This window comes from Streptomyces sp. NPDC045846 (genome assembly GCF_056431605.1).
This window is the reverse complement of sequence record NZ_JBWKKJ010000020.1, coordinates 80,623-100,037: the sequence shown is the minus strand read 5'-3', so window position 1 is coordinate 100,037 and position 19,415 is coordinate 80,623. Positions and strand designations below refer to the sequence as shown.

Annotated in this window: 17 protein-coding genes and 4 pseudogenes; 12 read left to right on the top strand and 9 right to left on the bottom strand. The window is 68.2% G+C overall.

The features are described 5' to 3' along the window. Positions 1-846: 846 nt before the first annotated feature. Complete coding sequence (locus tag AC07F3_RS37525; RefSeq protein WP_479119291.1) at positions 847-2,289, bottom strand: serine hydrolase domain-containing protein; 1,443 nt, start codon at positions 2,287-2,289, stop codon at positions 847-849. A 146-nt stretch (positions 2,290-2,435) separates the two neighbouring features. Between AC07F3_RS37525 and AC07F3_RS37520 the strand changes: the two genes are divergently transcribed. The 3 genes from AC07F3_RS37520 to AC07F3_RS37510 all read left to right on the top strand — a co-directional run bounded on the left by AC07F3_RS37520 (position 2,436) and on the right by AC07F3_RS37510 (position 4,646). Continuing rightward, positions 2,436-3,164 carry a TetR/AcrR family transcriptional regulator gene (locus AC07F3_RS37520; protein WP_479119285.1) on the top strand — a complete coding sequence of 243 codons (729 nt, stop codon included), beginning with the start codon at positions 2,436-2,438 and terminating at the stop codon, positions 3,162-3,164. Positions 3,165-3,711: 547 nt separating this feature from the next. Then, positions 3,712-4,206, top strand: a complete 495-nt coding sequence (locus tag AC07F3_RS37515; protein ID WP_479119283.1) for a MarR family winged helix-turn-helix transcriptional regulator — start codon at positions 3,712-3,714, stop codon at positions 4,204-4,206. Beyond that, on the top strand, positions 4,203-4,646 hold the full coding sequence (locus AC07F3_RS37510) for a MarR family transcriptional regulator (RefSeq protein WP_479119281.1): 444 nt from the start codon (positions 4,203-4,205) through the stop codon (positions 4,644-4,646). The genes AC07F3_RS37515 and AC07F3_RS37510 overlap by 4 nt, the downstream gene beginning before the upstream one ends. A 490-nt stretch (positions 4,647-5,136) precedes the next feature. Here AC07F3_RS37510 and AC07F3_RS37505 read toward each other — a convergent pair. The 7 genes and pseudogenes from AC07F3_RS37505 to AC07F3_RS37475 all read right to left on the bottom strand — a co-directional run. Beyond that, positions 5,137-5,358: pseudogene (locus tag AC07F3_RS37505) on the bottom strand (FAD-dependent monooxygenase); the annotation flags it as partial. A gap of 251 nt (positions 5,359-5,609) precedes the next feature. After that, positions 5,610-6,095: a GNAT family N-acetyltransferase gene (locus tag AC07F3_RS37500; protein WP_479119280.1), complete on the bottom strand. Its 486-nt coding sequence runs from the start codon at positions 6,093-6,095 to the stop codon at positions 5,610-5,612. Between the two features lie 46 nt (positions 6,096-6,141). Continuing rightward, on the bottom strand, positions 6,142-7,041 hold the full coding sequence (locus AC07F3_RS37495) for a class I SAM-dependent methyltransferase (protein WP_479119278.1): 900 nt from the start codon (positions 7,039-7,041) through the stop codon (positions 6,142-6,144). Positions 7,042-7,483: 442 nt separating this feature from the next. After that, on the bottom strand, positions 7,484-8,134 hold the full coding sequence (locus AC07F3_RS37490; protein ID WP_479119277.1) for a hypothetical protein: 651 nt from the start codon (positions 8,132-8,134) through the stop codon (positions 7,484-7,486). 388 nt (positions 8,135-8,522) lie between these two features. Next, positions 8,523-8,771 (bottom strand): hypothetical protein, encoded by a 249-nt coding sequence (locus tag AC07F3_RS37485; RefSeq protein WP_479119293.1) that lies wholly within the window; start codon positions 8,769-8,771, stop codon positions 8,523-8,525. 151 nt (positions 8,772-8,922) lie between these two features. Continuing rightward, positions 8,923-9,129, bottom strand: a pseudogene (locus tag AC07F3_RS37480) (recombinase family protein); the annotation flags it as partial. Beyond that, entirely contained in the window at positions 9,051-9,518 is a 468-nt protein-coding gene (locus tag AC07F3_RS37475; RefSeq protein WP_479119276.1) for a zinc finger domain-containing protein, read from the bottom strand. The pseudogene AC07F3_RS37480 and the gene AC07F3_RS37475, both read right to left, overlap by 79 nt. A 210-nt stretch (positions 9,519-9,728) precedes the next feature. Here AC07F3_RS37475 and AC07F3_RS37470 point away from each other — a divergent pair. The 8 genes and pseudogenes from AC07F3_RS37470 to AC07F3_RS37435 all read left to right on the top strand — a co-directional run. Further along, positions 9,729-10,390 (top strand): annotated as a pseudogene (locus AC07F3_RS37470) (MmyB family transcriptional regulator); the annotation flags it as partial. Between the two features lie 410 nt (positions 10,391-10,800). Continuing rightward, on the top strand, positions 10,801-12,171 hold the full coding sequence (locus AC07F3_RS37465; RefSeq protein ID WP_479119275.1) for an MFS transporter: 1,371 nt from the start codon (positions 10,801-10,803) through the stop codon (positions 12,169-12,171). Beyond that, positions 12,164-13,150, top strand: a complete 987-nt coding sequence (locus AC07F3_RS37460) for a D-2-hydroxyacid dehydrogenase family protein (RefSeq protein WP_479119274.1) — start codon at positions 12,164-12,166, stop codon at positions 13,148-13,150. Before AC07F3_RS37465 ends, AC07F3_RS37460 begins: the two co-directional genes overlap by 8 nt. Before the next feature lie 31 nt (positions 13,151-13,181). Then, positions 13,182-14,090 (top strand): MBL fold metallo-hydrolase, encoded by a 909-nt coding sequence (locus AC07F3_RS37455; protein ID WP_479119272.1) that lies wholly within the window; start codon positions 13,182-13,184, stop codon positions 14,088-14,090. Between the two features lie 406 nt (positions 14,091-14,496). Next, a pseudogene (locus AC07F3_RS37450) lies at positions 14,497-14,646 on the top strand (hypothetical protein); the annotation flags it as partial. A gap of 464 nt (positions 14,647-15,110) precedes the next feature. Continuing rightward, positions 15,111-15,725 carry a TetR/AcrR family transcriptional regulator gene (locus AC07F3_RS37445; protein ID WP_479119271.1) on the top strand — a complete coding sequence of 205 codons (615 nt, stop codon included), beginning with the start codon at positions 15,111-15,113 and terminating at the stop codon, positions 15,723-15,725. A gap of 44 nt (positions 15,726-15,769) precedes the next feature. Beyond that, positions 15,770-15,973 carry a hypothetical protein gene (locus tag AC07F3_RS37440; RefSeq protein WP_360973755.1) on the top strand — a complete coding sequence of 68 codons (204 nt, stop codon included), beginning with the start codon at positions 15,770-15,772 and terminating at the stop codon, positions 15,971-15,973. 238 nt (positions 15,974-16,211) lie between these two features. Further along, the gene (locus tag AC07F3_RS37435; RefSeq protein WP_479119269.1) at positions 16,212-17,339 is read left to right on the top strand and encodes a DUF4158 domain-containing protein; all 1,128 of its coding nucleotides are present in this window, start codon (positions 16,212-16,214) and stop codon (positions 17,337-17,339) included. Between the two features lie 150 nt (positions 17,340-17,489). On the opposite strand, the gene AC07F3_RS37430 is transcribed toward AC07F3_RS37435, so the two are convergent. Beyond that, on the bottom strand, positions 17,490-17,873 hold the full coding sequence (locus AC07F3_RS37430) for a hypothetical protein (protein ID WP_479119268.1): 384 nt from the start codon (positions 17,871-17,873) through the stop codon (positions 17,490-17,492). A 361-nt stretch (positions 17,874-18,234) separates the two neighbouring features. Here AC07F3_RS37430 and AC07F3_RS37425 point away from each other — a divergent pair, with 361 nt between their 5' ends. Next, positions 18,235-19,191: a LysR family transcriptional regulator gene (locus AC07F3_RS37425; protein ID WP_479119290.1), complete on the top strand. Its 957-nt coding sequence runs from the start codon at positions 18,235-18,237 to the stop codon at positions 19,189-19,191. Positions 19,192-19,415: the final 224 nt, after the last annotated feature.

The following is a 19,415-nucleotide window of genomic DNA, read 5'->3' as shown; positions in this document are numbered from 1 at the left end:
CCCTAAACGCCTTCCAGATCGCCTTCGAAGGCCGGCTCACCCCGGCCAACAACTGAACCTCAACAACCAAGATCAGCCGTTGATTGGACAGACCCGCACGACCCGCTGGGGCGAGCGTCGAGAGTCCCCTGGAGCACGGTGTGAGCCGGGGCGCCGTCCGCACCGTCGTCGCCGACCTCGTGAGCAGGCGCACCGCGGCCGGGCGGCCCTTGCGCTGTGCCGGGACCGCCGAGGTCCCCAGGGTGCCGTCCAAGGCCGGCAGTCATCACGCCGACGTGAGACAGGGCTCCGGCGTTGAGTGCCTTGGTGAGGAAGCCGGTTTGCCTGGTAGATGGCGGCCTTGGCGCGGGTGCGTCGGCTGTTACGAGGGGCGGTCTTGTGGCCCGGGCGGCGGACCGCCGCGGCTCGTCCCGGCTGGAGCGATCAGCCCTCGCATGTAAGCGAGCGCCGACTCACGCGGCTCTTCCCGGTTGAACCGGTGAACGAACCGCCTGTGCACCGCGCCCAGTTCACCACCGTTGTTCGGCAGGAGGGCCCCTGACCAGACCGCTCGGCAAGCGCGCGGGTTCCCGCCTGCCCGTACGGGCTGGGAACAGTGAGGCGGAAGAGCTGACGTACGGTTGGAGGGCCGATGCGCCAGGATCCCCCGGGTCCCGGTTGCACGTAGAGGGCCCGGAAGTCTCCTCCGGGCCCTCTACGCTTGCGCCTCGGGCCGACGGCCAGCGATCGCCCAGCAACCTACAGGGCTGCTGGCCATGCGGAGGCTAGACCCAGTACTGCCATGTTTCCGGGGCGAGTTCTCCACCTTGCTCCCCCACACCCGCACCGGGGACCCCGGAGGGCCGATCAGCCGGTTTTGGGGGCGCAGCGCATGCCGATGTAGACGCAGCGGGTGCCGTCGGGCAGGGCTGAGAAGATCACCGGCGTGTAGTCCGTGCTGAAGGCTGAACCCACACCGGTGCCGGCGAAGGCGGTCTCGGTGACCGGCAGCAGGTCGATCTGCAGAGGCTTGGAGAGGTCTTTCATGCCGTCCACGAACTCGTAGAGTGCATGTCCGGCGCCATTCGTCTCGGTCACTGTGATGACCACGCCCTCGCGCCGGTACGTGCCGACGAGCGGTGCCCAGTCCACCACGGGGGGCGTGACAGCGGGGGCAAAGGGCTTCGGCATGGCCACCCCTGCCAGATCGGCGAGCAGTTCACGGTAGAGCGCGGTGTACACCTCGCGCGCACCACCGCCGTTGGTGAGCAGCGCCACGGCGACACCGGCCGAGGGCACCACGCGCAGGTAGCCGTACTGGCCGATGGAGGCACCGTCGTGGCCGTAGCCCTCGACGCCGTCCCAGTCGTACAGGGTCCATCCCAGACCCCAACCGTCCGAGCTGACCGTCCACTTGTCGGGACACTCCGCCACCTGGCGTTGCATCAGGGCCACCGTCTCCTGGGAAAGCAGGCGGGTGCCGTCCTCGGCCACGCCGCCGGCGAGGTGCATCCGTGCGAGGCGGGCGAGGTCGCCTGCGGTGGCGATGACTCTGCCGTAGGGGCCCGCCGATCGCGGCATCATGTCCCATTCCGGTGCCGGTTCCGGATCCTGGCCCGGCTCGCCCAGGTGCCCCATGGCCGCGCGGAAGCGGAGCGCCTCTTCGGGCAAGGTCATGGTGTGGGTGAGGCCGAGCGGGGTCAGCAGCAGGTCCTTGAGGGCTTCGTCCCAGGTCTTGCCGGTCACCACCTCGACGATCCGGCCGAGCACGTTGTAGCCGACGCTGCTGTACGAGATCGCGCTGCCGGGCGGGCAGTCGAGTGCAACGTCTTTCGCGGCCTCGACGTACTTGGCGAGGCAGTCGTCGCCTCGCCCGCTGTCGTGATTGAAGTCGCAGGTGAGCCCACTTGTGTGGCTGAGCAACCGCCGGATGGTGATCAGCCTGGTGGTGTCGGGGTCACCGATCAGGAACTCCGGCAGCACGTCCGTGACCGGTGCATCCAGTTCGAGCCGGCCGGACTCAACGAGCTGCATCACCAGGGTGGCCGTGTAGATCTTCGCTATGGAGCCCATCTGGAAGACCGAATCGGTCGTCGTCTCCACGCCCGTCCCACGGTGCAGGATGCCGCTCGCCCACTGATGGACGGTCCCGTCGACCAGGACAGCCAAGGACGCCCCCGGTACGTGGTGCTCGGCGCAGAGCTGGTCGAGGCGAGCCTGCCACGCCGCGACTTCCACCTTCCGCCCCGACGAGGTCCCTGTCCCCCGCGCCCCTTCGACGCCCTCAATGCCCTGTTCATCAAATGCCATACGGTCCGACACAGTTGACTCCCCCTCATGAGCGTACGCCGCTCTCTCGATGCGAACACTGTACGCATCTAGGTTCACTGTTCGCAAGGTGCGTACAGTGTCGGCTAAGGTGGGAAGCAACAAGAAGCGAATGGGAGTGAGCGCATATGGCCGCCGAGCCCAAACCGATCACGTCCGTGTGGACACGTCCGCACCGCCCGCAGCGAGAGCATCTGACGCGGGAGCAGATCGTGGCCGCAGCAATCGAGCTGCTGGACGCGGACGGGGTCGAGGCACTCAGCATGCGCAAGCTCGGCACACACCTGAAGGCAGGGGCCACGTCCCTCTACCGGCATGTGGCCAATCGGGACGAGCTGATCCAGCTGGCCGTGGACGACGTGTTCGGCGAGATGACCCCGCCGACCGCAGCCGACTGCAGGACATGGCGCACGGCCGTCACTCACATTGCCACCGCCCTGCGGGCGATGGTCCTGCGCCACCCGTGGGTGGGTCCCGAACTCGGCCAGGTCGGGCTGCTCCACGTCGGACCCAACGCCGTCCGCGTGACATCGGATCTCCTCACGCAGTTCCAGGCGGCCGGCTTTCCCGCGGATGAGGAGGACCAGGCCGCGGGGGCGCTCATGTCCTACGTCGTCGGAATCTCCACCAGCGAAGCCGCGTATCTCTCCCTGGTCGCCCGCAGCGGTGTCCCCGAGCGCGAATGGCTGTCGTCTCACAGCCCGGACTACAGCGAGGAGACAGACCCACGGCAGGTGCGTGAGGACCGCTTCGCCTACGGACTTGACCGGATCCTCGACGGCCTCGCCAGCCGACTCGCGCCAGGCGATGCCCGCGGCTCTCGCCCGCCGACGCGTAACTCGTCCAACGAACAGTAGGGCCTGGTCAGGTGCGGTATGTCTGCGGTCCCTCGCTCGCGGCGGCTGCCAGATGAGGGAACTGGCGGGGCCGATAAGGCCAGAGCCGGGGGGGGGCTCCCTCCTGTTGCCAGTCACCAAGAGGGAAGAGTGCCCGCACATCATGGCCTCACGGAAATGGGAGCGCCGGAAAATCAGCGCAGTCAACCCCTCCCGACTGACTTGCAAGCCGTTGTCCTACCGCGTGCATTGAACGCCTGTGCGGTCGGTGCGACCTGGTCGGATGGCCTCGGGGCTCGGCCCGCAAGAAGGAAGGTCTCCGCAGCAGTGCGGAGTTGACGGAGCCTCCGTGCGCCAAGGAGGTGTCGGCGAGAGGCCGCCCAGAGCGCACAAAGCGGCAAGCCCACCAGGTTCGGCCGACGGGCCACCCCAGGCCGGTCGGCAGCCATATCCGGACCCGGGACTTCGTGGTCATCGAGGACCGTGTGACGTCAGCGCTTCGGGCGGGAACGGCGCGACGCGGAAGAAATAGTAGCCATGTACATAGTGTCCATGTACTCTATCTGTCATGAGCAAGGGTTCCCCGGGCCCCACGCCCGGTTTTCTGGTGTGGCGGCTCGCCAATAAGTGGCGCGTCGCAGTCGATCGCGCAGTGGCTCCGCTGGGCCTCACCCACGCGCAGTACTCACTGGTCGCGTCGCTGCACGGCATGCAGCGCGCCGGCGAGCGGCCCAGTCAGCGCCTGCTCGCCGACCACACCGGCCTGGAGGCGCTGTACGTCTCAAAGTTGGCGCGCGCCCTGGAGTCGGCCGGCCTGATCGAGCGCACCCGCGATCCCCGCGACCCGCGCGCCATGCAGCTCGCCCTCTCCGAGCAGGGCCAGGCCGTCGCGCGGCAGGCCATCGCGGTGGTCCAGGAACTGCATCAGCAGTTGCTGGAGCCGCTCGGCGGCCTCGACGCCCCGCAGACAACCGCGCTCACCGAAGCGCTGACCACACTGCTCGATGTACCTCTCGCTCCATCCCTGCCGATCAATGAGAGCACTCAGGAGGCAACACCATGACCACCACTGCGCCCGCCGCCGACGCCCGCGTCCTCGGCCTGGCCCACTACGCCGCCCGCGGCCTCCTGGAACACGTCCTGGCCCTTCACGGCCTCACCTTCCAGCAGCAGGTCATTCTGCGTACCGCCGTCACCGCCGACGCCCCGCGGACGCGGGATGATCTCGTCACCCAGGTCCGGGACTCCCTCAAGGCCGATCCGGCCGACATCCGCGTCACCCTCGACGAACTGCTCGCCAAGCAGCTACTGGTCGCGGACGGCGCGCACCTTCGCCCCACGGATACGGGGCGCGAACTGCTCGCCGCCGTCGGTGCGGAGACCGCTCCCATCACCGCCCGCGTCTGGGGCGGGATCCCCGCCGAGGACCTGGCTGCCGCCGGCCGCGTCCTCGCCCTGGTCACGGAGCGCGCGAACACGGAGCTTGCGAGGCTGACCGCCTGAGCGGCCGCATCACCATTGATCACGAGGACGGATTCGATCGAACGGGATCCCCGGGTGAGTGATCTCGGTTGGCGGGGCACATGAAGCCAGGGCTTCCGGTGCAGCACAAGGGTTGCTGTCCACCTCATGTGCGCGGAAGGTCCTGCTGAGACAGTTCTATGCGGTCTCGTTACCGTCGTCCAACTCCCGCGCGTCGTCGTGCGATTGCCCCGCGCACTGGTTCGGGAACGCCGCCGACCGGCCGGGCCGGGGGCGGCGGAATCCGTCGGACATGGCGGATGCGGAGTGGGCGGTGGTCAGGGATACGCTGCCGGTGCCGACCTGGCTGGAGGGCCGTGGCGGGCAACCCGAGGGCCACTGCTACCGCCAAACACTCGACGCGGTCTTCTCCGTCACTGACAATGCATTAAGTTGCGCGCGATGCCATGCGATTTCCCCGCCTGGAACCGGGTGTATCCATTTTTCGCAGGTGACGGGCGCATGGCCTGGTAAAAGAGCTGCACGACGGGCTGCGGGGGCGCCTTCGCGAGGCCGAGGTCAGACCGCGCTGGTCCATCCCCTCGACGCTGCGCGCGTGCAGGCCGAGCGAGCGGACGATCCTGGTCGGCTCCGCCTCCTTCTCCAGCACGAGCGCGTGCACGCCGTGCAGCCGCAACTCGCCGGCCAGCATCAAACCGGTCGGCCCGCCGCCAGCAACGATCACATCAATCATGAACCCCCATTCAACAAGGTTGCATTTCGGCCACCTGCTCTACGCAGTCCGGCGGCGCACACGCCCGGGCCTCCGCTGGTATGTCTCGCGTGCAGCCCCGCCAGCACCATGGCGTGATGTGCACCATGCAGCTCGTCGGCCTTGTCGGCAACAGATCGTCTACTCCGCCCCCACCCTGCGCCAGGCTCTTGACGTTTGATGCTTCTCAGCGCGCGGCGCCCATCCAACTGGCCAGGGGGCACTGGGCCGAGTCATGGTCGCATTGAGTGGACCGGGCCGGGTTGAGGCGGTTGGGTGGACATCCTGATTTTGATGTCGTTCTCGCCGTGCCGGGCGACGTCGTGCAGGCCCAGCCGATGATAGAGGGCCTGGGCCCGCTCGTTGACGACGAGAACGTCGAGAGTGAGGTCCCGGCCCTGCTGGCGGGCCTGGTGCAGCAGGCTGCGGATGAGCCGACCGCCGATACCGCGTCCCTGGTGGTCGGGGTGGATCTCGATCCGCGCCAGGTAGATCTCCGTCGGCCGGTGCTCGACGTGGAGCATGCCGACCTCCCTCCCGCCAGCAGTGATCATCTGCCATCGCCCCGGAGCGAACGAGCGAGCATGGAAGTCTCGTTGGACCTGCTCGTCCCAGCCCCACACGGCCGTAACGTAGGGGCCCATGGCGGCTTTGTGCAGCCGGAAGCAGTACTCGCTGTCCGCAGAGACGGCCAGCCGCAGGCCAACACGGGTCGTCATCCCGCACCCTCCGCGGACCCAACGAGAACGATGGGGCATGGTGTGCTCACGACCCGCCCCCCTTGTCGAACCGGCTCGACGAGCTTGAAGACCACGGCCAGGGCGACGGCCCGGGAGCCGGAACCGCGGGTTGCCTTCGCCGACAGCCGGACGGCGGAGAAGGCCGACGCGCTGAGGGAGCGCGCTGTGCGGTGAGCACGGGCTGGTAGTACCCGCTGGATTCCGGACTGTGCCAGGCGATGTTGGTGAAGCCGGCTTCAGTTGCGAACCCTGTCAGCTGCTGTGGCGTCAGCGCCCAGTAGGTGCTCCGGCGAACTCGGACGTGCCAGGTGTTGTCCGCGGGGATGAGCTGGAAGTACTCCAAGTCGTAGCGCTCGCCGTCTTCATGCCAGTGCCACAGCTGGAAGGTGATCACTCGGCCGTCGCGTGTTTCCGAGACCTGGGGAGGTGTCGCCGTGGGTCTGGTCTGGTGCGCCTCGGTATAGGCCCGCACGGTGATCATCAACAGTCCGTCGTCTCGGAGAACCCGTCTCATGCCGAATAGTGCCGCCCGGACATCTTGCGCGCAGAGCAAGTGCGGGAGGGAGTTGTCCGCGCAGAGCACGACATCGAATGACCTGTCTTTGAACGGCAGTTGGCGCATATCAGCCGCGACCGCGGGGAGCCGGGCGCCCCGGGCTGCCGCCTCGGTGACGGCGCGCGCGGCGGCGACTGTGCTCACGTCACTGCCGACAACCTGCTGCCCGGCCGGGGCCAGCCCGATGGCCTGGGTGCCAATGCCGCACGAGCAGTCCAGGACGGTGTGCGGTCCAGCACCGAGAGACTGGCGGACGAGCCTGCCCAATACCTCGGCCTGGTAGGCCATGCTTGCGTCCCAGTCCCGGAACATCAGGTGGTAGTCGTGGGCCAAATCGTCGTAGAAATCCCGCACGGAGGGCTCGGACATGTATCCCACCGTAGTGCGTGACCACCAGCGGGCGCGGGCAGTTGCGATCCCCTGAGCGCCGCCGACCGGCTCACCCGGCCGACGTCACGGAGGGAGGGTCTGGCCCCTGGGAGCCCCTCCTCTATCCCGCCAGGCCGGCAAGTCGACGGTTCGCCCGAGCCAGGCCCCGCCGCGCGGGCCTCCGTTCCCGGGGCCCTCGCCGCCAGTCACGCCAGCCATGGCGATCTCCCGGGCGTGCCCTGGCCCGATCACTTTGTCACCGAGCACATAGAACCCAGCGGCGCCTTCGTCTCTCCGTCGTCGTAATGCCCGCTTTTGAAGGCGGGGGCCCGTTGACTGACTGCGTCCCCTTGCAAGCGAAGGTCCGGCGCAGGTGTGCCGACAGGCGGTCGGGGGTGGCCGGGTGGAACCGGCCCGAGAGGTGACCGGCCGAGGTTGGCAGCTACGTGAAGTCGTCGAGATAGCTGCGTGCCGCCTCGGTGAAGTCGTCGACGGCCGTCTTCAGCTCGGCTCGGGCCGCGTACGAGCGGTACTGGTCGATGACCAGGCGGCCGTCCTCGTCGCGTGTGCAATCGTCCCAACGGTACTCGTCGAGCCTGCGCACGACATCGGCTTGGGAGGTGATGCCTTCCCATGAGGTGTAGGGAGATCCGGCGCTGCGCAGAAGGCCGGTCAGCTCGATGGCCTGCCGCACGATGGCCCCGGCGAGCTCACTGAGGTGCCGCGGCCCGGCGAGCTGGACGACCGAAGCAGTGCGCAGTACTTCGTCGAAGTCCAGGAGCGGCCTGATGACCGCGCGCAGTTCCTCGATCCTGCGCTGGTCGTAGCGGTCGCCGAGGTGGCCCGGGCCGGTGCGTCGGCTGTTCTTGTCGAGCAGCGCACACGCTTCGCACGCAGGGCCCACACGTATGACAAACGTGCGGCACGCAGCGGTGAACTCGGCGTACGCGGTGCCCTGTGCCGTTCGGCGAGCCAGGTCGATCGCGGTCCGTCGCGACGAGCGCACGCTGTAGAGGCTGACGCCGGCCGCCACAGCTGCGACAACGGACGTCACGGACGACGTGACGAGCGCGGCAACGACGGGCGGTTCCATACAGCGATCATCCAGCACGGCGTAATCTCGCCCAACGCTTTTGCTCTATATGATCTGTTACGACTGAGAGATGGTCACACTGCTCATTTCCCATGAAATAAAGGGATTTAATTGTTTTCATGGGAAATGAGGGCGGCCTGGAGCTGGTTCCCTACAGCGCGGAGCGGCCGGTGGTGCGGCTCGTAGGGCGCCTGACGGTGGACAAGCTCCACGCCTGCGAGGCGCTGCGCATGGCAGGCTCCCCGTTCACGAACTCCGGTAGATTCCGCATGCCCACCCAGTTCCGGGCCCACGGCCCCGGCGTACACGGCTACTGGGGGTGCGTTAACGAGCAGCGAACCAGGTGCCAAGTAACCCGCCAGTAGCCTTCGGATCGAAGGGGGCGTTCTCACCGCACGGTCTCGGGCTCGGCACGTGGGCCCGGGAACTCGCTGGCCTGGAGGGCGGCGAAGTCGGCGTGCGCCTGCTCGATGGCTTCGGGATTCGCCTCGCGTTTGGCGTGCTCGGCCAGGGCCCGGTAGACGCTGGCCCCGGACGGGTTCTGTCCCTCGCGCTTGCCGGTGGGGATGATCAGGTCGGGCTGGATCTGCTCGACGGACTCGCCGAGCGCGCGGCGGCGGAGCACGGTGTGGAGCATGTCGTCGGTGATGACGGGCGGCCGTCCGCCGTACTTGCCCTTGCGGGCTGCGGTGTCGAGCCCTTCCAGCGTCGATTCCCGGATGTTCTCCCGCCTCGGTCTCCGCCATGGCGGCGAAGAACGCGAACAGTAGCTTGCCGGGGCCGCTGGGGTCGTACATCCCCGGCAACGGTCCGGCGAGCATCTCCAGGACCCGGCCGTGCGCGGTCAGATGGGCCGCGAGGGCAGTCAGCTCTGCCGCGTCCCGCCCCAGCCTCTTCATCTCGTACACCGTGAAGATCACGCGGCAGTGAGGGGCGTGTGCCTTGATCTCTCGCGCGGTCTTGAGGGCCTTCTCGAAGGCGGGGCGTACGCGGATGCGGGTGCTGATCTTCTCGCTGAAGATCTTGTCCCGGGGGATGCCGTGAGCGCGTCGAGCTGGGAGTCGAGTTCCTGGCTTCGGTGTGAGCATCTCGCGTACCCGATGCGGATGTCCGCGCTCGGCAGGTCCGGGTTGATGGGGGCCGGGGGCGGGGTGCCGGGCCGCCACGGCTGTCCGGGTGCGCGGTCGGCCGGGGTGGGCACCCGCAGTTTCTTCGCGAGCCGGGGCACCTTGGTGAAGCGGCCGGTGTGGTAGGCGGAAGTGACCGCGCCGCCGCGCGAGCGGCACGGCGATCCGGGCTTTGCGTCACACTTCGGACAGGTGTGCCTTTCGACGTCGTCCGCGTCCGACCGGTCGGCCGGGGAAGGCGTTTGAGGGCCCGTCATGGGACCGGATTTTCGCACAATGCAAGTCGCAGAAGGAGGTCACCCCTTCTTTTGAGTGCGAACGCGTTGTGAGAACCGATCGGGGCTCGGCGGGGGTCCGGTGGCCCGTATTCGATCTTGCTCGGGCAAAGGGTCGTTTGTGAGAACGTCGCGTCATCTTCGGGCGTGAGTAGTTGCGGTACAGGAAATCCCGACGAGATTGATCTTGCCCTGGATACCCTCGCGCGTGTCCTCCGGGTCGATGGCAGTGAGCGTGCCTACATGTTCGAACTGTCCGGTCGGGACGCCGCCCGGCCGCGTCGGCGCACCACGCAGGAGGCCCAGCCGCAACTGCTGCGCCTCCTGGATGACCTCTCCACCACGCCGGCCGTCGTCCTGGGCCGCCGCACAGACATCCTCGCCTGGAACGTCATGGCGGCCGCCCTGTTCACCGACTTCGCGCGGATACCGGAGAAGAAACGCAACTTCGTACGGCTGGTCTTCTGCGAACTGGCCATCAGAGCGCTGTACCCGGACTGGGAGTGGGTAGCGCAGATGACCCTGGCGCAGCTGCGCATGGAAGCCGCCCGCGATCCGAAAGATCCGCGGCTGGCCGAACTGGTGGGCGAGCTGTCGCTTCAGGACCCCGACTTCCGGCGCTGGTGGGGCGCCCACCGCGTCGCCACCCAAGGATCGGGCACGAAAACGCTGAACCATCCCGTTGTCGGCCCGCTCACCCTCGACTGGTCCTTCCTCACCTCCACCGACGACCCCGACCAGCAGCTCATCACCCTGACCGCCGAGCCCGGCACACCCGCCACGACCGTCTGCGCATCCTCGCCCCACGGGCCGCGCAAGCCGCCGACCACCCGATTGCGGACCGTTACAGGTAGAGGCTCGGAGCAGGTTCATGCGTTCTCCATGGCGGATCGGGCGGCCTCGCTCGCCGCGGCCCAGAACCCCGGAACGGCCGCCGCGGCGAGGTTGAGGCGGGTGTCCATGTCGAGGTTCATGTCGCCGTAGATCTCCGTATGGCGAAGTGCGGCTGAATATGGGCAGCCGCCTCCAGCTCGCCACCCCCGTCCCCCAGGACCCTGAACCCGAGCCGGAGCACGCCGCAGCCTGATGCGATGTCAGCTCCCCACGCCACACCGACCCCTCGCCGACCAGCAGAGAGCCAGCGGGGCGTTCAGGGCCGTGCACGCCGAGCGGGGACCGTCTTCCGGTGTGCGCTTCCTCACTTTCGGATTGTTCAATCCGAAATAACTTGACGCCCGTGCGCGGCCGTGGCCAGGATTACGGCATGAACGATCCAGAATTCGAGCGGAGTGGCGCGATGCGCCCTCGCACAGCTCCCGAGGAGGCCGCGGACGAGCCCGGCGTCGGCCCTCCGGCCCTGAGCCGGGCGATGGTGCTGCTACTGGCCGCGGTGTGTGGCGCGGCGGTGGCGAACATCTACTACGCTCAGCCGTTGCTGTCCGTGATATCGAAGGCACTCGGAGTGTCCCAGGGATCCAGCGGCCTGGTGGTCACCGTCTCGCAGGTTGGCTACGCGTTGTCGCTGGCCCTGCTGGTTCCCCTGGGCGATGTGCTGGAACGGCGCCGCCTGGTGACTGCGTTGCTGGGCCTGAGTGCCCTCGCTGTCCTCGGCGCGGCGGCGTCCCCGTCGCTGGGGCTGCTGCTTGTCGCGATCGCAGTGGTCGGGGTGACCTCCGCGGTGGCGCAGATCGTGGTGCCCATGGCCGCGTCACTGGCCCCGGACCACCAGCGCGGGTCGGCGGTGGGCACGGTGACGAGCGGACTGCTGATCGGGATCATGATCGCGCGTACCGTCGCCGGTCTGCTCGCCCAGATCGGTGACTGGCAACTGGTGTTCGTCTTCGCCGCGGTCCTGATGGCGGCCCTGGCGATCGTCCTGCGCCTGGTCCTGCGACCCGTCCCGCCGTCGGAGAACACCACCTATCCGCAACTGCTGCGCTCGGTGCTGGCGCTGGTGCGCACCGAGTCGTTGCTGCGCAGGCGCATGGCTCTGGCAGCGGTCGGCATGGGCTGTTTCACCGTCCTGTGGACTGCGTCGTCGTTCCTGCTGGCCGACCGGCCGTACGGGTTCGGCCCCGCCGTCATCGGCCTGTTCGGTCTGCCCGGAGTCATCGGAGCCGTAGCCTCGTCGGTGGCCGGGCGGCTCACCGACCGCGGACGCGGCCGTCAGGTGACCACAGGCGGACTGATCCTGCTTGCGGTCAGCTGGCCCGTGCTCGCCGTCGCCGGCATGGGCGGACCAGTCGGCCTGATCACGCTGAGCGTCGGCATCATCGCGCTCAACCTTGCCCAGCAGTCCCTGTTGATCAGCCACCAAAGTGCGATCTACCGCCGGGCCCCGCACGCCCGGAGCAGGGTGACGACGGCCCTTATGGTGTCCGCGTTCGCCGGGGCCACCGTCGCATCGGCGCTGACCGCAGCACTGTATCCGCTCGTGGGGTGGCTGGGCGTGTCCGGGCTCGGCCTTGTCATCGCGCTGGCCGGGGCCGGGATCTGGATTCTGGAGCTGGTCCACCCCAGCCCCGCCGAACCGCTTCCTGCTCTGTCAACGGCCGTGGACACCGGTGCGGCCCACAGGCGCCCGGCAGCCGCGGGCCGCGTGGGCTCATGCCGTGAGGAGGTCGGCTGTGCCTGAGATTCGCCGTGTGGCGGTCCTCGACGACTACCAGGGAGTCGCACGCCAGTACGCCGACTGGAGCGCCCTGCCGGACAACGCGCACCTCACGGTCTTCCCCGAGCCCCTGGGCGGTACCGAAAACGTGATCGCCGCGCTGGAACCGTTCGACGTCATCGTGGCCATGCGCGAGCGCACCGCGTTCCCGGTCACGGTCATCGACAGGCTGCCGAACCTGCGCCTGCTGGTGACGACGGGCCCGGCCAACGCCGCCATTGATGTGGCCGCTGCCCGGCAGCGCGGAATCGTAGTGTCGGGCACCCGCGGGGCAGGGCTGACCTCGACAGCTGAACTCACCTGGGGCCTGATCCACGCCCTGGCCCGCTCCATCCCTGCCGAGGACCGCGGCGTCCGCGAGGGCGCCTGGCAGCGGACCGTCGGGCGCGACCTGCACGGTGCCCGCCTCGGCGTCATCGGGCTCGGCGGCGTGGGCACTCGAGTGGCCCGCGTGGGGCTCGCCTTCGGCATGGACGTCGTCGGCTGGAGCACCCACCTCGACACCGAGCACGCCCGTGCCATCGGCGTCACCCCGGTCTCCAAGCAGGAACTGCTGGCCACCTGCGAGGTGGTAACGATCCACCTCAAGCTCTCCGCACGCACCACCGGACTTCTGGGCCGCGACGACCTCGCACTCATGCGACCGGGCTCCCTTCTGATCAACACCTCACGCGGACCCATCCTCGACGAGGAAGCGCTGCTCGCGGCCCTGCACGCGGGGACCATCGGCGGTGCCGGCCTGGATGTCTACTCCACCGAGCCCCTCCCGGCCGACTCGCCGTGGCGCACCGCCCCGCGCACGGTCCTCACCTCACATCTGGGCTACGTCACCGCGGGCGCCTACGACGTCTTCTACTCCGACGCGCTAGAAGACATCCTCGCCTATGCCGCCGGTGGACCGATCCGCGTGATCACCCCTGAGCAGACCACCCACCACCCCTGACAGCACACACCCATTTGAAATGGCACCACTCATGACCACGCATGACCAGCACACCGCGACAAACAACGCCGAGAACGACGATGACTCGGGATTCCGGCTCCCCGTCATCTGGACGCGCACCCTGGGTGAACTCACCTTGAGCTACGTCCCCGACGCGGGCGTCGACATGATTCCGACCCGGGTCTACCCCTCCTCCGTCGAGGAGGACTGGAGCGAGCACCGCGCACACATGACCCAGGCAGGCCACCTGCCCATGGGATGCGGAGCACTGCTCGTCGAAGCGGGCGGCACCCGCTTGCTCATCGACGCCGGCCACGGCCGCATATCCGGCAAGGACCTGGAACACTTCCAGCACGCCTTTGGTCATGTGCGGGACCTGCCCGAGTCACTGGCGACCCTCGGCGTGGACCCGGCCGAACTGGAGATGGTCGCCTTCACCCACTTCCACGCCGACCACACCGGATGGGCCCGGCCCGACGCGGTCGAAGATCCGCGGAGCCTGTTCACGAAAGCGCAGTGGATGGTCGGAAAGGGCGAGCTGGAGAGCATCCCGCCCGGGACCGGCCCGATACTGGCTGGCCAGGACGAACGCGCAGTGGTCGTGACCGACGGGACCGAGATCGCCGACGGTGTCCGCGCGTGGTCCCTTCCCGGGCACACCCCCGGTCACACCGCCTGGATCCTCGACACCGGCGACGGCCGAGAGGTCGTCGCCTTCGGCGACGCCATGCACTCACCGGTCCAGATCCAGCACCCGGACTGGGATGTGGTTCTCGACACCGACCGGGAGGAGGCCGAACGATCCCGGCGTCGGCTCGTGGACTACCTCTCGCGGGACGGGGTCTACGGCTTCGGTGTCCACTTCGCCGACCAGCAGCTGGGAACCGTCGACGGCTCCGGCCTCTGGCGCCCCTGGAACGACGCAGCAGATGATTCTTGACGTCGGCTGCGGCGGCTGCGGCGGCTGCGGCAACACGTACGCTCACAATGGTGTCAGGCGCATCCAGCCATGAACGTAGTCAAGGACATCCGCAGCGAACTCGGACCAGCAGCTCTCCCTGCCTCGGCTTCGGCTCGATGCAACTGACCGGCCCGGGTACCCGGGGGAGATCCGAAGGATCCGGACGAGGCCGTACGGGTGCTGCGCCGGGGCGGTGGACCTCGATGTCAACTTCATCGACACGGCCCACCCCTACGGTCTTATGGTCGCCGAACCACTCATCAAGAAGGCCCTGCATCCCTATCGGACGGTCTGGTCGTCGCGGCCCAGGCCGGGCTCACCCGCCCGGGTCCTGATCAGTGGCTTCCGGTCGGCAGGCCCGTGATACCTGCGTCAGCAGGCCGAGATGAGCCTGCGCAACCTCGGCCTGGGCCGCATCGGCCTGTTCCAGCAGCACAGTGCGACCCCGTCGCAACTCGCCCTGGCCTGGCTCCTCAAGCGTTCCCCTCCGATGCTGGCCGTACCCAAAGCCTCGTCCGTGGCACATCTGGAGGAGCACCTGCGAGCCGCCGAGACCGAGCTGTCCGATGCCGAGTTCGACGCCCTCTCCCAGGCCGTACAGCGCATGGTCCTCGAGGACCGCCGGCCTGTTGTTCCGAGCCGGGTGACGCACTACGGGTACGTGCGGACAGCGCAACCACCGGCGGGACGGAACACGCCGCCAGCCGAATGGGCCACGACGTCCCCGCCCGCCCGTTACGGAAGCCCCCGCGACGCACATGAACACCGGCGACGGCCGAGCGGATCATGGCTGACGATCGCGGGACGGAGGGCGCGACCCGTCAGCCCCGCGCCAGCTCGCGACCGCCCCCGGCAGAGGCACGGCCTTTGGCCTGCAGGGCCAACTGGTGTCTCTGCCGCATTCACGCCCTGCAGTAGACCGGTGAGCATCCGGCATGTGACGTCCGTAGCCGCACCCGTTAAACTGGAGCAATCATTCCGTTATACAGGAGGTGTTCCGTGTCCCCCGCCGGCCGTCCCCGCGCCTTCAACATGGAGGGGGTCCTGGACGCCGCCATGCGGTTGTTCTGGGAGCAGGGCTATGAAGCGACATCAATGGTTCAGCTCCGGGAGGCCACTGGCCTGTCCTCGGCGAGCCTGTACGGCGCGTTCGGTTCGAAGCAGGGGCTGTTCGAGCGGACGTTGGAGCACTACATCGCCGGGCCGGGCAGCGTCACCGACATCCTCGGTGACGAGAGCCTGAGCCCGCGCGAGGCCGTCGCCCAGATGCTGCACGGATCCATCGACATGCAGACCGATACCTCCCATCCCCGCGGCTGCCTCGTCGCCCTGTCGGGTACCGTCCGGGCTCCCGGGGACGGCGACGCCGCAGTGCGCCGCGCGGTGTCGGCACGCCGTGCGGCGGACCGGACGCACATCAAAGCGTGCGTCGTCCGCGGCATTGCCGCAGGAGACCTCGCTGAGGAAACCGACGTGGACGGCATCACGTCCATGATCCACGGCTTCCTGCTCGGCGTCTCCACACAGGTGTGTGACGGCACGCCCGCCAGGGACCTGCACGCCGCAGCGGACGCCGTCCTCGCTGCCTGGCGCGCACCGGGACGCAGAGCCTGACCGGCATACCCTGCGGGGCCGCCGACTCCTTCACCGTCTCGACTATGCCCGAGGGCGACGCGCTCAAGGACACCATCACCAAGTACGACCTGCCCGGCGAGATGACCGGCACCGGCGAGATCCGCAACGGCTTCGTCCACCTCCACGTCGTCATGGGCGTCGAAGGCGACCGCGCCATCGCCGGACGCCTCCACGAGGCCCACATCGGCACCCACTTCGCCCGCGCCTACGTCATCCCCGCAGGCTGACAAGCCCCCCGCTGCCCGGCGCTCCAGGCGCCCCGGGTGGGGAGCGTGACGGCCCCCGCCCGGGCGCCTGGCTCCATCCGGCCGTGTTTCTTACCAGGCCCGCCCGGCGCGCCGGGGCACTTCGCCGATACCCGCGCCCGCTGTACACCGGCGCCTCTACCGTCCAGCCCGACAAATGATCACGGGGGCGTGCGGAAGGGGCTGAACAGTGGGGCGGAATCTGGGTCTGGACGGGGTCGTGGACCACTTCACCCTGTCCCGCGACGAGGCGGGCTGGTTACGGAACAAGACCGGCGCCACCAGGCTGGGCTTCGCCGTTCAGCTCAAGTATTTGACCTGGCGCGGCCGGTTTCCCCGGATGCGCCTGGAGCTGCCGCCCGACGCGGTCGAGCACGTCGCCAAGCAGGTCGGCGTCGCCTCCTCCGAGCTGGGGTTCTACGACTTCACCTCCCGCGCAGCCAAGCGGCACCGCAGCGAGCTGCGGGATCTGACCGGCTGGCACGAGTGCACCAAGACCGATCTGGTCAAGCTCGTCTCGCACCTGGTGGACGTGATCTGGCACGACGAACCCCGCGAGGAACAGGTACGGGCCGAGTTGCTACGGCAGATGCGCGCGGAGCTGATCGAACCGCCGACCGCAGCCCAGGTCAATACGATCATCCGCTCCGCGCTCCACCAGGCCGACGAGCGCGCCGTCGCCGAGGTCGCCGCCCGGCTCGCGCGGGCCGAGGACTGCACCCGCCGCCTGGACGCGCTGGTCTTCACCGACCTGACCGGCACCGGGCAGGCCGAGGCGACCGCGGAGGACGGCGACACCTCGCAGGACGAAGACGAGGTGGAGTCGGTGCTGTCGGACGTCAAGGCCCACCCGGGCAACGTCAGCCTCAACTCGCTGCTGGACGAGATATCCAAACTGGGGCAGGTCCGCGCCGTCGGCGTCCCGGAGAAGGCCTTCACCGGCATCGGCGTGCAGGTGATCAACGCCTGGCGGGCAAGAGCGTCGGCATCCTCCCCGAGCCATCTGCGGCGCTTCGCCCCCGAGGTGCGACATGTCCTGCTGGCCGCGCTGCTGTTCCAGCGGCAGAGAGATCACCGACACTCTGGTGGAGCTGCTGAACTCCACCGTGCACCACATCAACGCACGCGCGGAGAAGAAGGTGACCGAGGCGTTCGTCGCCGAGTTCACCGAAGTCCGTGGCAAGGCCGGACTGCTCGGGAAGATCGCCGACGCCTCCCTCGGCGCCCCCGAAGGGTCAGTGCGCGAGGTGATCTACCCGGCCGCCGGCGGCGAGAAGACGCTGAAAGGCCTGGTCGCCGAGATGAAGGCGACCAACGCCGCCTTCGCCCGCTCCAAACGGGAGGTTGACCTGGCCATGGGTGAGGTGCGGAACGACGACGGCGTCTGTCCTGGTCGACCGCCGCGACCTCGACAACATTTACGGCCGGCGGTCGGCCTTGGAGCAGAGCCTGTTGGCGTCCCGCAGTGTCAGATGCTGCGCCGTGGGCCGGGCGACGATCAGCCGGTCCCGTCGACTTCCAGGTAGCACCAGCTGACGTATCCGGTGACGTGGGTGCGGCGATTCGTTCCGTACTGCCACTGGTTGGTCGAGTTTGTCCCACAGTTCACGCTCGCGCCGGTGGTCTGAAAGCCCCCGGTGAAGCAGTCGTGGTGATTCCCGTAGCCCCTGGTGGAGGAGCCCAGGTCCGGGGCTGACCGGATGCGGATCCTCGTACCGGTGAAGTCGGCGTCGTTCGGACAATAGATGGTGCTTGCGGAAGCCGGACGGGCAGTCGCGACGGGCACGGGTGCCGCTGACACTGGCACGGCCGCGGCGGTGACGGTGAAGCCGACGGTCAGGAACGCTACCGTGGTGACGGCAGTGTTGATCCGGCGAGGCATGATGTTCCCCTTTGCTGGCAGCCTGTGCGCGGTTCTGGCGGTCGGAGGTGGTGTCTGATGCCCGCGAGGGCGAGCGCGCCGATGGCCGGTCGGCAAGCCCGCTGCCCCTGTCATTTTCTACTCCGGTCGTGGCATGCGGGAAGGCCCCGGCCAGGCGGTCAACGACGCGACGCGAGCATGCTGATGTGTCTTGGCATCGGCCCGACTTCCCTCGGTGAGATGGCGCCGCGGAGCTGCCGTGGACAACGCAAGCCTTCCGCAAGTTCAGAGCGGCGCTGTGTGCTCCATGCTGACCGCGCTCACTGGTGCGGGTAAAGAGAAACTCGATGCCGACCGAGGGCCTATTGATACCGTGATGGGCATGGACGGCTCTGCACGGGATGGACAGGCCGGAGGTCAGAGTGCCTCGACAAGTGGCTCCGCCCGCGAACCGAGCGTGCATCAGTTGCGCCTGTTCGTGGTGCTGGCCGAGGAGTTGCACTTCGGGAATGCAGCGCAGCGCATGTTCATCAGTCAGCCTGCGTTCAGTCGCCAGATCCGTGCTCTTGAACGGCGTCTCGGTGTGCAGTTGTTGGCGCGTTCGAGTCGTCGGGTGGAGCTCACCCCGGCAGGCCAGGCACTGCTGCCAAAAGCGCGGACGGCGGTCGACTCGGTGGATCGTGTTCGTCACGTCGCGCAGACCCAGGTCCGGCAGATTCAGGGCCGGCTGGCGATCGGCTCCATCGGAGCGGAGGCGCAGCAGCCCTATACGCGAGCTATTCTGGCGGAACTCCGCGCCCGGCACCCTGATCTCGAGCTTGATGTGTGCAGTCTCGACATTGCACGTCATGTCCTGGCGCTGACCCAGGGCGAAGTCGACGTCGCCTTCCTCGTCTCGCCCATGCCTCCGGGCATCGAGACGTTGACGCTTGCCACCGAGCCACGTGTGGCCTGTCTGTCTGCCGATGACCCGCTCGCCGGCCGGACCAGCGTCACCCTCGCCGAACTGGCGGGGCGCCCCGTAGTCGACGTCCCACCCGAATGCCCGCGTACATGGTGGCACTTCTGGGCCGTCGACCCGCGACCGGACGGCACCCCGGTGCGCTACGGTCCTGTGGTTCATGATGTGGAGGGACTGTTCCTGGCCGTGGCCCACGGCGAAGCCATGGCCTTCCTGCCCGCCGCCGCACAGACCTTCTATCCCCGCCCCGGTGTGCACTATGTAGAGGTATCAGACTTATCGCCGAGCACCGCTGCCCTGGCCTGGATGGCCAAGAACAGCGCCATGCCCACGATCAACGCCATACGCCAGGCTGCTCGCGCCACTCTGCACAGGTAGGGCTATTCCATCTCGGTCGGCATGGCCGGCGGTGCCGATGCGGCAGGTGGACCACCATCTCGCCGCATCAATGAGCGGTACTTCAATAGCGCGAAAGCGCGCGCCCCGGAGCTCCCAGACGCGCACGGTCTCAATTGAACTGCTGGTTGTACTCGGGTGTTCGCGAGGATTTCACCAGGTAGGGCAACGAAGGGGCACCGCACGCGTGAGCCACCGAGCCGGTC